The sequence below is a fragment of the Oculatella sp. LEGE 06141 genome (assembly GCF_015207605.1).
Lineage (GTDB): Bacteria > Cyanobacteriota > Cyanobacteriia > Elainellales > Elainellaceae > Oculatella.
On sequence record NZ_JADEWO010000008.1, the window covers coordinates 118,615 to 132,144 of the forward strand.

Annotated in this window: 8 protein-coding genes; all 8 read right to left on the minus strand. The window is 48.6% G+C overall.

Annotated features, from left to right (window positions below; genetic code table 11):
* Positions 1-117 precede the first annotated feature (117 nt).
* The 8 genes from IQ268_RS08255 to IQ268_RS08290 all read right to left on the minus strand — a co-directional run bounded on the left by IQ268_RS08255 (position 118) and on the right by IQ268_RS08290 (position 13,401).
* Positions 118-954: an alpha/beta fold hydrolase gene (locus IQ268_RS08255; protein ID WP_193877356.1), complete on the minus strand. Its 837-nt coding sequence runs from the start codon at positions 952-954 to the stop codon at positions 118-120.
* Positions 955-1,090: 136 nt separating this feature from the next.
* Positions 1,091-2,662, minus strand: coding sequence for a GMC family oxidoreductase (locus IQ268_RS08260; protein WP_193877358.1), 1,572 nt, complete (start codon positions 2,660-2,662; stop codon positions 1,091-1,093).
* 50 nt (positions 2,663-2,712) lie between these two features.
* Positions 2,713-3,522, minus strand: coding sequence for an SDR family oxidoreductase (locus tag IQ268_RS08265; RefSeq protein WP_193877360.1), 810 nt, complete (start codon positions 3,520-3,522; stop codon positions 2,713-2,715).
* Positions 3,523-3,758: 236 nt separating this feature from the next.
* Complete coding sequence (locus tag IQ268_RS08270; RefSeq protein ID WP_193877427.1) at positions 3,759-4,448, minus strand: response regulator transcription factor; 690 nt, start codon at positions 4,446-4,448, stop codon at positions 3,759-3,761.
* Between the two features lie 196 nt (positions 4,449-4,644).
* Positions 4,645-5,220: a DsbA family protein gene (locus IQ268_RS08275; protein WP_228035197.1), complete on the minus strand. Its 576-nt coding sequence runs from the start codon at positions 5,218-5,220 to the stop codon at positions 4,645-4,647.
* A gap of 303 nt (positions 5,221-5,523) precedes the next feature.
* Complete coding sequence (locus tag IQ268_RS08280; RefSeq protein ID WP_193877362.1) at positions 5,524-6,153, minus strand: response regulator transcription factor; 630 nt, start codon at positions 6,151-6,153, stop codon at positions 5,524-5,526.
* Positions 6,150-12,203, minus strand: a complete 6,054-nt coding sequence (locus IQ268_RS08285; protein WP_193877364.1) for an AAA family ATPase — start codon at positions 12,201-12,203, stop codon at positions 6,150-6,152. The genes IQ268_RS08280 and IQ268_RS08285 overlap by 4 nt, the downstream gene beginning before the upstream one ends.
* Positions 12,204-12,684: 481 nt before the next feature.
* The gene (locus tag IQ268_RS08290) at positions 12,685-13,401 is read right to left on the minus strand and encodes a pyridoxamine 5'-phosphate oxidase family protein (protein ID WP_193877366.1); all 717 of its coding nucleotides are present in this window, start codon (positions 13,399-13,401) and stop codon (positions 12,685-12,687) included.
* Between the last annotated feature and the right edge of the window lie 129 nt (positions 13,402-13,530).

The following is a 13,530-nucleotide window of genomic DNA, read 5'->3' on the forward strand; positions in this document are numbered from 1 at the left end:
TACTGCCCTTATGCTTCGGGTTTGCGAGATGGGGATATTGCATCAAGACTGGCGTTTATTCTCGACGATCGCCCGGAGAGCCTGATCCCCATCTTTTGGTTTACGCTTTTTTGGGGCTTAATCTTCTTTGAGAAAATCCAGCAGCACAGGGTTGACCTGATCAGCATGAGTCCAGTTAATGGCGTGCGGTCCGCCAGGAATGACCACAAGTTGACTGTTTTTAATCAGCTTTGGGAGTCTTGCTGCGGTAGACTCAAGCGGCAACATACGATCGGCATCGCCATGAATGATCAAGGTTGGCACGTCAATGCGGGGCAGATCGTCGCGGAAGTCAGTCACCCAAGACGGTACACAATCCAGTGTTGCTTTAGCAGAAGCTCCTGCTGCCACATTCCAACTCATCTGGATAGCCTCATTACTGATGCGATCGCCGAGAAACACATCCGCGTTGAAGAAGTCTTTGAGGAACATGGATAGGTAAGCTGGACGGTCTTCAGCAATTGCTTTCATAACGCCGTCAAAAACATTCTGAGGAACTCCCTCTGGGTTATCATCGGTTTCCAGCAGAAAGGGAGGCACTGGCCCCATTAGCACTGCTTTACTGACACGCTCTGAGCCATATTTGCCAAGATAGCGAGTGACTTCACCTGTTCCCATTGAAAAGCCGACCAGAACGGCATTACGCAAATCAAGTTTGGTCATCAGCGTGTCTAAATCTGCCGCAAAGGTGTCGTAGTCATAGCCAAACGAAGGCTGACTGGAATCACCAAATCCACGGCGATCGTAAGTGATGACTCGGTAGCCTTCCTTTAGCAACACTCCAACCTGTTTCTCCCAGGAATGACCACTGAGTGGAAAACCATGAATCAACACCACAGGTTGACCCACTCCGAAGTCTTCGTAGTAAATATCAATGCTGGCAGAGTTTTCTTGACCGACAGTAACGTAAGGCATGAGAGTTTCCTCTTTGTGAATTTGAATTGGTTTATTGGTTGATTTCGATCAGCACAAGAACAATCTCAGTCTTTATAAGAATTGGTTGCACGCCGGTTTCGACCTCCCATAGGAAACGTTCGCTACAGTGGGCGGCTCAGCCAGTCGCTTCCACAACCTGGTAGGACGTCATCCGGTGTGCCTGCTTGAGGATATCTGCTGCTCGTTCGCCGATGACGACGCAGGGAGCCATCGTATTTCCACTGGTGATCTCAGGCATGATAGAAGCATCCGCCACGCGCAGCTTATTGATGCCATAGACCTTCAGATTGCCATCGACTACAGACATGGAATCTTGCCCCATCTTGGCAGTACACGACTGATGCCAGTATGTAACCGCCGCGTTGCGGGCGAAGGTCTCCATTTCGCTGCGACCGAGTTTGCCTGGCAGCGCTTCACGTTTCACCAGCTTCTCGAAGACACTACTATTGCCGAGGTCACGGCAAAGTTCAATGTTGCTGAATGCAGCTTTCAGGTCATCGGGATGCGACAGCGTGTTTGCATTGATTAGCACTGGATCGTTTACGTCAGGGCCGGAAAGCCTCACCGTGCCCCGGCTTTTAGGGTGCGACAGACCCGCAAACATCGTCCAACCGTGCTCTGGAACCCCAAGGTGAGCCGTCTCCGCGCTGGGCACCGGAAACTCAACCTGGCAGTGAAACATATCGGGCTGCTTCAGGTTGGGATCACTCGTCCAATAAAGAGTAGCTTCCGAGCCGCCATTGCTAATCTTCTGAGGCTCATGGTATTCAAAGATGCAGCCAAACGAAACGTGATCCTGATGATTTTGGCCAACCCCAGGAAGGTGCTGAACAACGGGTATTCCGTGCCTGCGAAGTTCCTCTTCCGGTCCGATGCCAGATTGGAGGAGAACCTTTGGCGTATTGATTGCGCCGAGAGAGAGGATGACTTCCTCCGAAGCGTAGTACTGATTGCGTCTGCCATCCTGGATCACCTCAACTCCGATGACCGACCTGCCATCGAAGATCAGTTTGCTGACCATCGTGTGCGTCAAGACCGATAAGTTCGGCTGATTCAGGAGAGGATAGACATACGATCGAAAGATGGAAGAGCGACGTCCGTTTTGGATAATGAGATCGTTGATCGCAGCGCCGCCGCGCCCTTCCATCATTTCGCCGTTGGGACTCTCGAAACGCGGAATACCCATGCTGTTTGCGGCCTCAACCATAGCCTGTGCAATGGGCTGGGGATTGGCGGCGGATTCCACGTGAACGGGGCCACCTGTTCCCCGACGCACAGGGTCACTCGCGCCCTGCCAGTTTTCGATGCGGCGATAGATCTCCAGAACGGATTCATACCCCCACGCCGGATCGCCGGAAGCCTCAGCGAAGTAGTTCCAATCATTCTTGTGGCCTCGTGCCCACACCATGACGTTGATACTTGAGCCGCCTCCCAGTACCTTGCCCATATTCAGTGGGATTGAGCGTCCATTCAAATGCGCGTTGGGCTGTGCAACGAAGGCCCAGTCACGTTCTGATCCAAGATTCAACGGCCATTGTGCTGGAGTCATCACCTCTGGCACGTCATCCGTTCCACCTGCTTCGATTAGCAGCACATTAACTTGTTTGTCTTCGGCAAGCCTTGCTGCTATGACTGAACCCGCAGGGCCTGCGCCGCAGACGATGAAATCGTAGTGTTGGTTCACCATGAGAGAAGTACCTCCAAATTTCGTAATGTTGATTGGTTCTCGCTTGTGCGTCAGACGGTCGGGATCGTGCCGCCGTCAATGACATATTCAACGCCTGTGATGTAAGAGGCGCGATCGGACACCAGAAAAGCGACTAGCTCCGCGACCTCTTCGGGGCGACCCGGTCGTCCCATCGGGATTCCTCCGAGGGAGTCCATCAGCCCTTGACGTTGAGTATCAAGATCAGTACCAGACTGCTGAGCTAACCTCTCGATCAATCTCTCAGCCGCCTTCGTTTCAATGAAGCCAGGTGCGACGGCATTGACACGCACCCCCTGAGGCGCAACTTCGTTTGACAGCCCTTTGCTGTAGGTTGCCAGTGCCGCTTTTGCCGCCGCATACGCTAATGTCGCGTCGTAAAGCGGGAGCCGACTCTGGATCGACGAGATATGGATGATGACACCTGACTTCTGTTCAAGCATCCGGGGCAGAAACGCCCGATCCAAACGGACGGCGGCAAATAAGTTGTCATTGATTGTCTGCTGCCAATCCCCATCTGTCAGAGCAAGCGCGCCGCCGCTTGGCGCAGAGGAGCCGCCGACATTGTTAATCAGGATATCCACACCACCGAAACGAGCGAAGACTTCCTGCACCACTTTGTTCACCCCATCGGGCGTGCTGAGGTCAGTCCCGATGAACAGGTCAGGCGATTGCAGGTTTTCGGGCATTGAACGAGCGGTCGTCATGACCGTTGCACCGGCTTGCCTCAGTCGTGAAGCGATCGCTTCACCGATGCCTTTTGTCCCGCCTGTCACCAAAACTTTTTTGCCGAGCAGCTCGGTGGAATCAGTTCGTATGTTTGTAGTTGTAGTTGTGTTCATGTTGAATGTGTTTGTAGTTGTGTTCATGTTGAAATCATCAAGCAGTGGTAACAGGAAAATACTGATAATGAAGTCCAAAGGAGATGAAATTATCCCTATGACAACTTGATACAATGAGTTTTGTTTAAGGACTTCTGAGAAGCATCAACTATCACTCATGTATTAGTACCTCAGCCCCCCCCGCAGAGTTGGGGAACTCCCTCAGTACGGGGCTGAACCAGAAAAGTAGTTAGAGGCTAGTAAGTACCCATTCTCAATACGTAGCCAACACTTCGCACTGTATGAATTAATTGTTTTGCACCTTGTGCTTCTAGCTTGATTCGCAAATATCGAATATAGACCTCAATCACATTTGAAATGCCGGAAGCGTCGTGACTCCAGACATTAGCTAAAATCTGCTCACGGGTTAATACCTGTTGGGGATGTCGCATCAAATATTCCAGCAAATCGAACTCTTTAGCAGTCAGTTCAATCTCCCGATTGTTGTAGTGAACCTGTCGTGCTTTTTGATTGAGTACAAGCTGCTCAAATTGTAGAAGATGAGCTTCTTTCGTTCCTTGCCTTAAATGTGCTCGAACTCTGGCGGTCAGCTCTTCTACCGCAAAAGGTTTACTCAGGCAATCATTCGCACCTGCATCTAAACCCATAATTCGTTCAAAAATTTGCCCTTCGTGGGTTAATACAATAATGGGTACATCATTGTAGGTTGAACGCAGACGATGGCAAAACTCTACACACGAAACTCCGGAAAGCGCCCAACCCACAATAATTAAATGGGGGTTCGTTTGCCGAGCCGCTAGCAATCCACTAATGCCATCCTCTGCCAAGCTGACCTGATATCCTTCACAGCTCAATTCCTGCGCGATTAGCTGAGAAATCTGATTGTCATTTTCGACTAATAGAACATGTGATGTGACTGTTTTCATCACAACTTTGTTGGCACGATCTTTAGCACTAAATTGAGGAGTAGTTTGTAGCATCTTGAAGCTCTGTTTAGAGTGCGTCTATGAACTGATTTCTGAATTAACCAGGGGCATATAGAGCCATAAAGCATCTGAGCAATGATGGAAATTTATCGTCCCTGACAATGAGAGACTTCTTCGGGGTAAATATCCAAGAGCTTTAATAAATGGCAGCATCAATAGCTGCCATTATTTGTTCCACAGTCCAGCGATCGCTATAGCGAATCCCATTAATGAACAGTGCTGGGGCAACTGTTACTCCACTTTGGTATCCACTCTCGATATCTTGATTGATGCGACCAATGTGAGCTTGTGTCGATATAGCTTGCAGGAACTGAGAAATATCAAGTCCTAAACTATCGGCATACTCTACAAGGAAGCCATTTTCCAGTGCTTGTTGATGCGTAAACAGTAGGTCATGCATTGCCCAAAATTGACCCTGTGAGGCGGCAGATTCTACGACCTCCGCCGCCTTCCGCGCATGGGGATGGAGTGTATTCTCGATAAAATGACGGAATACGACACAAATCCAATTCTCCCCAGGAAAAACCGAAGCGAAATGCTGTTGAATGACCTGAATTGATCGATGCAGTTCTCCGCACTGTGGACATTGGTAGTTCCCGTATTTCACAAGTACCACTGGAGCATCGAGCCTTCCCTGGTAGTGATCACGCTGTGAAGGTAAAACAAGAAGTTGGTTGGAATAGCTATCTTGGTTCATCGGATATTCTGACAAAAGAGTTTCTCATGGCATGAGTGCTGCCATGACTGATATTTATTTCCTCCTACAATCGTTGCGCCTTCTAATACATCCTGATCAAGGAGAAAAGAGGAAAAAGGATGAAAAGCAATTTGTCTTATTTTTACTCTTGACCCTTTGTTCTTTCCAAAATATTGGAATTTCGCTCCTTCATTTCGATAGCTCTAGCTTACAGAGTTGACAATACTTTGTCGCCAACTCAGCGTTGAGTCTTGAAAGGAACGAAAGGATGGGCACTATCTATCTCTGCGGCTAATCCGCAACCGAACTTAAGTTCAGTCACAACTTAGCAAGCCCTCGTTTCAATGCTGTAACCACCGCCTGAGTGCGATCGCTCACGCCCAATTTGCTCAAGATGCGATTGATGTGGAATTTGACCGTACTTTCAGTAATGTTCAAAGCCACACCAATGTCATGATTGCTTAAACCATCGACCATGAGATGAATGACTTCTCGCTCGCGATCGCTCAACTCTGGGTTGTTCATGCGTTGCACCAGCTTGGCAGCAACTTCGGAAGGGATATATTGTTGCCCGCTATGAACGATATGGATGGCGTGGAGAAGCGCATCGGGTTCAGCATCCTTAAGTAGATAGCCTTTAGCACCCGCGCGTAAGGCACGATAAATATCTTCATCACCATCGTAAGTGGTGAGCACAATGATCCGAGCCTGGGCAAATTCAGCGCAAATGGCGATGGTCGCATCTACACCGCTCATGTGGGGCATACGTAAGTCCATTAAGGTGATATCGGGTTGTAGCTGTCGATAACAGGCGATCGCCTCCTGCCCGTTGCCCGCCTGTCCCATCACGGTCATATCTGGCTCATTTTCAATCATGGCAGCGAGTCCCTGCCGGACGATCGCGTGATCATCCACAAGTAAAACGCGAATGGTTGTGGACTGGCTCATACTGCTGCCTCCCGGTTCACCGTGACAAGCACTTCTGTTCCCTGCCCCAGTTGACTTTCAATTGAGAGCTGTGCCCCAATGTGCTCGGCTCGTTCAGTCATCCCCAGTAAGCCAAATCCCTGGCTGAGCGTGGTAGTGGTGACTTCAAACCCTTGTCCATTGTCTTTAATTCGTAAACAGCATAAGGTTGGCTCATAAACCAACTCCACTCGAATTTCGCTTGCATGAGCGTACTTGATTGCATTCGTAAAGGCTTCCTGTGCAATTCTCAGGAGATGATTCTCAGTTTCAGGCGGTAGCACATAGGGTATGCCAATAATGTCATAAATCAGGCGGGTTTCGGTTGAGGATGACATGGTGGCGATAAATTGCTCCAATGCCGTCCATAGGTCGCCATCTTCTAGTAATTGGGGACGCAGTGCCGCAACCGATCGTCGAGCCTCTGTTAGCCCACTACGAGCCAAATCTCGAACCGTATCAATATGGGTCTGCACGGCATCTGGATTGGTCGCGACTAAGCGAGAGACGGCTCCCATATGAACCAGAATTCCTGTGAATGCTTGCGCCAGCGTGTCGTGAATTTCTCGCGCCATGCGGTTGCGTTCCTCCAGAATGGAGGCTGCTTCGGCACGTTTTTGTTCTCGCAGTGCAGCGTTTCGCTGTTCGCTAATGTCGAACGTTACACCCAACATTCGCACAGGCTGTCCGGCTTCGTTATAGATCCCTCGACCTCGACTCACAAGCCAGTGAATACTCCCATCTGGGTAAATCACTCGATGTTCACCTTCATAATCAGTACGAGTTTCCAGAGCGGTTTTAAGCGCTTGCTCAGCCCGATCGACATCTTCTGGATGAACCCGATCGCGCCACGCTCGATAGCTAACCTCAACTTCACCAGGTTCTACCCCCAGCAGTCGAATGTTATTATCATCCCAATGCACGGTATTGTCTAAGATGTTCCAACTCCAACTGCCGATATAGGCGAAATTCAGTGTCAACCTACGTTGCTCTTCACTCTGGCGCAGGGCGTTTTCAACGTGTTGACGCTGTTCAATCTCTTGTGAAAGCCGCAACGTTCGCTCAGTCACTTGTTGTTCTAACGCTTGGTTGTAGTCGGCTAGCAGTTTCTCTGATTGCTTACGCTCGGTAATGTCTTGAAAGGCCACGATCGCATAAACCACCTTACCCTGTTCGTCAAAAACTGGAGTGCCCCACCCTTCAACGGGAATAATGGCGTTGTTTTGGTGAATATCTACATCGTCAACTCTGGTGCATTCGCCGCTCAACGCTCGGATAATTGGCAGTCTCTCACTCGGATAAATTTGATCGGTTCCCGTTACATAGAATTGATACACCTCTGAAAGTTGCTCCGATGTAGCGGCAGGATCAACGCCTTTACCCATCAGCTCAATGCCCCGCTGATTGACATAGTAAGGGCGACCCACCGCGTCAATAATGCCAATGCCTACGGGAATCGCTTCGAGAAATTGAGTCATCTGACTTTCGCTAGCGCGGAGCCTGGAGTAGAGTTTGGTATTTTCGATCGCGATCGCTGCCTGCGTAGAGAGTAGATTTAGAACTTGGGTTCGATCGGGTGTAAAGGCTCCAGCCGCTAATTGATTTTCTAGATACAACACGCCAACCAGCTTGTTCTGATTCAGCAGCGGCAAACAGAGCAGCGACTGAGTTTGATGATTCTGAATATAGGGATCATGGATGAAATGACCTTCACGCGTTGCGTCATTTAAGAGAACGATTTCATGGGTTCGGATCACATATTGAATGATTGACTCAGGTAAACGATTCGTAATTGGAGCCGATTGCAGTACCTGGGTTGTGCGGACGCTTTCACCTTCAACCAGTTCACAAGCAGCGTCGATTCTCCATTCGCCTGCGTTCTCTAACAGCAAACATCCGGTTTGCGCCCCGGCATTCTCGATCAGGATCTGCATCAACGAACTGAGCAACTGCTCCAGTTCAATCTCGCTTGAAATGGCTTGAGCTGCTTTCATCACTGTTGCTAAATCGAAAGCAAACTGCGAGGTATTAGAGGTGGTTCCAGTGGTGGTGAGGATTGAAGGAGCGTTCACACCCGACGACTGAGCAAAGAACTGGGGATAGCGCGTTTCTAAATTCTTGACTTTTGCGGTTGCACCCCAGCGTTCGTAGCAATAATGAGCTTCTTTCATGTAGAGTTGAGCAATCTTGTCTCGACCTCGCCCTAGATAGAACTTGGCAGCCAATTCATAGGCTAACGCTTCTTCTTGGATATATGCGTTTTCTCTCGCCCCTTGAATCGCTTGCTCGTAGAACTCCTCTGCCTCAAGCAATTGACCTGAGACTCGTGCTTTTTCTGCTTCAACTAAATGATATTTATGTAAGTAATTCATGGGTGCATAATGTGCCCATTGCTTCATCTTGTCCTGACTAACTGCAACTTTCTTGAGAATTTCCTCCTGCACCTGGGTACTGCTATCAAGATAGGTTGCGAGTCTTGCCAGAGAATCATAGAGATAGTACAAAGGCTGAAGGAAGGCACCTGTTAGTCGGATCAAATGAGTTTCTGCTAGGGCTGCATTTTTAACGGCTTGAGCATAGTCAGAAAAGAGGTAGCATAGGCAAAGTTTGTTGAAATGGACAGTAAAGATAGTACTTCCATCATTTGCTGCTTCATATTTTGGCAGTTCATTTTCCTCATTGTAGAATTCGCCAATGAGTTGAGTTGGGCTAGTCGAGCGTCCCATTAAGTTTACGACAACCTGCCGAAAGATTTGATTCCAAGTTAGTGCCGTTTTCTGTTTGATTTGATGGATGGCGTCGCCATAGATCGCCATATCGCGTTCAACCTCTGCGAGTTCCTTTCCATTGGCGTAGGATTGAAAACAGTGGGTATAAGCACAGTAGGCGGCAGACTCTAAATCTCCATTTTCTAGCCCAATGTGATAGCCTTCCAGTAATGGCTGCAATAATTCTCTAGCATGTTCTTTCCGATGAATGATGAAGTTATTGACGCTCAGCAATGTTCTAGCCCTCAGTGTGTGGGTACGAGGCTGTGATAATAGCCGTAGAGCAAGCTGTCCAAATTGGTAGCCAGCCTCGATGTTTCCGATCGTTCCACAAAGGACTAACCCAAAGGTGGCGTAGGCAAAGGGAGATACAACAGCATTACCGTACTGAATGGATAAACTTACTTGTTTCGTCACAAGCAGAGGCATTAAATTAGGAACCGTAACATAGGCAGCGATCGTAATGCTTGATAGGATTTTCATCGCCGCTAGCTTGTCCGGTTCAGTCATCTCTGGCAAATGGAGCAAGCTCTCAATCTCTTTGTCATGGAGGAGAGCAGTGATTGTATTTAGTTCAAGGTGAATATCGGATTGACTGGGCGTTTTTGGGAAATTGATTTCCAATTGTTGCAGAACTTGAAATGCCGTATTGATTGCTTTTAGGGGTTGGTTCTGTGCAACATCGGTTTGAATTTTGACTTCGTAGGTTTTCACGCTATCAAGAATCGTCTTAGCTTCTTGTAGAACGATCGCTACCCAGTATTCCACCTGCTCAAAATTGCCACACAGGTACGCGACTTCAATTGTTTCTTGATATAACTCTAAGGTCAGGTCATAGTTTGTTTGCCAGCTAGAAGCGGTTAGCCATGCCCTGCCTGTAGCGAGATAGTCTTGTGCCGTACTGTAGGCGATCGCCCCTTTTGCTTTCTGCCCTGCCATCAAATTCAATTTAGCAATCTCATCTCGTTCTACTTGGTCAGTAACAAGCTCAATTCCATGATTGAAATGATCGACAGTTTCAAATAATCGATCCGATTGGCGCTCTGGTAACGTCTTTTCAAGCAATGTCTTTTCAAGCAATGTCCGACCAATTTGAAGATGAACAATTTGCTTTTGCGACTCATCAATTAAGGCATAGGCCGCTTGCTGCACACGATCGTGCAAGAATTTGTACTCTTGAACCAACAAGTTCTCATCTAATTCAGAAACAGGCTGAATCAATTCCGCTTGAATCGCTGCTAGCAAATCTAGAGAAATCGCTTGAGGAGCCTGCTTACAAACGATCGCCAACGTCTCTAGATCAAATTCTGCCCCAACACAGGCAGCTAAACGAAGTACCTGCTGAGTACCCGCTGGTAGTTTCTGCAACTTGAGCAGCAGCAGCTCCACCACATTATCAGTGATGGTCCGAGCTTGGATCTGTTCCATGTTCCATTGCCAGCTTAAGCGGGTTGCATCAAAGGTCAATAGGTTTTCGCGATGCAGCATTCGCAAAAATTCGTTGACAAAAAAAGGATTTCCCTTCGTTTTACGCAATACCAATTCAGCTAAGGAATGCACAGTGTCAGTGGTTTGATGCAGCGTTCCAGCGAGCAACTGGCTTAATGGCTCTAGTGTTAAGGGTGCCAGATTGATTTCTTGAAGCACGGTTCCTTGTTTTCGCAATCGCTCCAACAGGACTGTCAATGGATGGGATGAACTCACTTCATGATCGCGATAGGCTCCAATCAGAAACAGGGATTGGGTTTGCTCGTCAAGCATGATTAGCTCAACTAATCTGAGTGTGGCTGAATCTGCCCACTGTAAGTCATCAAGAAAGATCACGAGTGGATGCTCTGCTGAGCAGAATACTCGGATGAACTGCTGGAAGATGCGATTGAAGCGATTTTGAGCTTCCGTGGCTCCCACCTCTGGAACGGGTGACTGCTTGCCGATAATCAGTTCTACTTCAGGAACGACATCAATGATGAGCTGTCCGTTGTTGCCTAAGGCTGTGAGTAGGCGCGATCGCCATTGCTGCAATTGTTCTTCTGGTTCACCCAGCAGTTGTTGTAACAGTTTTTGTAGAGCATGGGCGATCGCGCTGTAGGGAGTATTGCGCTGAAACTGATCAAACTTACCAGAGATAAAGTAACCACGCTTTGCCGTGATGGGTTTGTAGAGTTCCTGTACCAGGGCTGACTTCCCAACTCCAGCGTAGCCAGAGACGAGCATGAGTTGACTATGGGTAAACGGGTGAATGGGTGGCTGGGCAGCTGAGGAAATGGTTTCTCCTGCCATCCCCCTCTCCCCCTCTCCCACTCCCGCTACGCTCTCAAATGCTGCCCACAAGGTTGCAATCTCTGCTTCCCGTCCATATAGTTTTTGGGGAATGTGAAACCGATCGGAAATATCATGCAGCGCGAGTGGGATGGTGTTGATTTGCCTGGTTGTGTTGAATTGTGCTGCCAAGTTTGCTAAATCTGCTTTGATGCCCCAGGCACTCTGGTAGCGATCTTCGACATTCTTCGCCATCAGTTTCATGACAATGTCTGAAACGGGCTTGGGAATGGTTGCATTCAGTTCGTGTGGCGGCACAGGTTGTTTAGCAATATGACAGTGAACTAATTCCAGGACATCGGTTGTTACAAACGGCAACTGTCCAGTCAGTAATTGGTAAAAGGTTACTCCAAGTGAATAGAAATCGGTGCGGTAATCGAGCAGCCGATTCATCCGCCCGGTTTGTTCTGGAGACAGGTAAGCAAGCGTACCCTCTAAAACATGTGGGCTTTTGAATGTGGGATTGGTGCGGTTAAATCGGGTGGCAATCCCAAAGTCAATGATTTTAACAACACCAGTCTCTAAATTGAGGACGATGTTTCCAGGATTAATATCTTTGTGAATGATAGTGGCGGCATGGATTTTGTTCAGAATGTCGGTGAGAGCGATCGCCAGCCGCAGAAATGTAGCTAAGGGCATGGGGCAGAAATCTGAGCGCTGGCGCATCCATCGTTCCATGGACTCTCCACCAAAGTCTTCTAAGAGAATAAAAAGCGTGCGCTGATAGTCTTGCTGACTATATGCCTTGACCACGCCTTCCAGCTTGAGGGAGCGGGTGATTTCATATTCCTGCCGATAGCGCGTTAGTTCCTGGGCAGAGGGATAATCTTGCTTGAGCAGTTTGACTACGATCGCCACCCCATCATCTCGAATGCCCCGATACACCAGAGAATTAGAGCTTTCGTAAATTTTGCTTTGGATAGCAATCCCTGGCAAAGCAACCATGCAGCTTTTTTAGAGGAGGACGAGGGTATACCTCAAACTATAAAAGACTCATCACAATTTTTGGCGATCATACCCATCCAAAATACATCCTTTCCATTTTTAATCTCAGCATTGCATGTAGAAAGTATTACAGTGCAAGTTGGACCGGTCAGGCTCGATCGCCCCTCCTCCTCATCCTCCGTATTGACTCTGCCAGACAAATCCCGTACCGTGATGAGCTACTATTCTTTGGGGGTTTTAAAACAGACCCTAGTTTTTCTCTCAAGAAGGTGACACGCACCCGGATTAAAGAGGGGTAAATCAAACTTATTAGACAACCTTAAAAACAGGAGATTTTTGTCGTTGGTTATGGCTTACAGCTTCGCTTCAATTATCCCTTCAAGGGCATCACAAAACAAGGGCGATGTATCACACCGCCCCTACAATCGCCCCTACAGTTAATGAACCGGAGCAGGAAGCCGATCTGCTGGTGAGAATGACGCTAGGCGATCGCATCACCGTATGGACGGGCATAGTGTTGAACGTAGCTCGGTGTTGCAATAGTGGGGGGTAGCTGTGGATCGGCGATCGCCTCTCCTGCCTTGAGATGCAGCGGCAAAACGCCTGCCCACACTGGCAAAGAATAATCATCCTCATCATCCACGGGTGGCCCCATTCGCACTTTGGCAGACGCTTCAGTAAGCGGCAGCGACAGTACCAGGGTTCCAGCCAACTCCTGCCGATTGGGATGCCGAACCTCATCCCAGCGCTGCGGCACAACCTGTTCAGTGAAGGCGCGCAACGCTTCCAGTTTTTGCTCTGGGTTCTGAACCGTGGTTGCGGTGCCAAATACCACGACTGAGCGGTAATTCATTGAATGATGAAAGGCAGAACGAGCCAGAACTAAGCCATCGAGCAGCGTTACAGTGACGCAAACATCAATGCCCTTTTGCAGCGATCGCAACATGCGGCTGGCGGGGGAACCGTGAATATAAAGGCGATCGGCAACTCTGCCATAGGCCGTTGGGATCACAAACGGCTGGTTTTCAATGGCAAATCCCACATGGCACACCAACCCTTCATCCAGAATTTGATAAATCAAGTCCCGTTCATAATGTCCGCGTTGGGCAACTCGCTTAACCTGCGTCCGGGGTGTTATTGGGAGTTGATCTGGATTCTCATCAAGGCTGGTGCTGTTTGTTTCTGGTTGCAGGGTCATAGGGCAAAACAGAGTGGAGTGGAGTGGATAATATATGCTGCGAAGCTCGGTCGATTTAATTGATTTCAACGTCATTGGTGGGTTAAGTCAAGCTGCATTTCATTGCTTTCTAAAAAGCCAAGCTTTGAG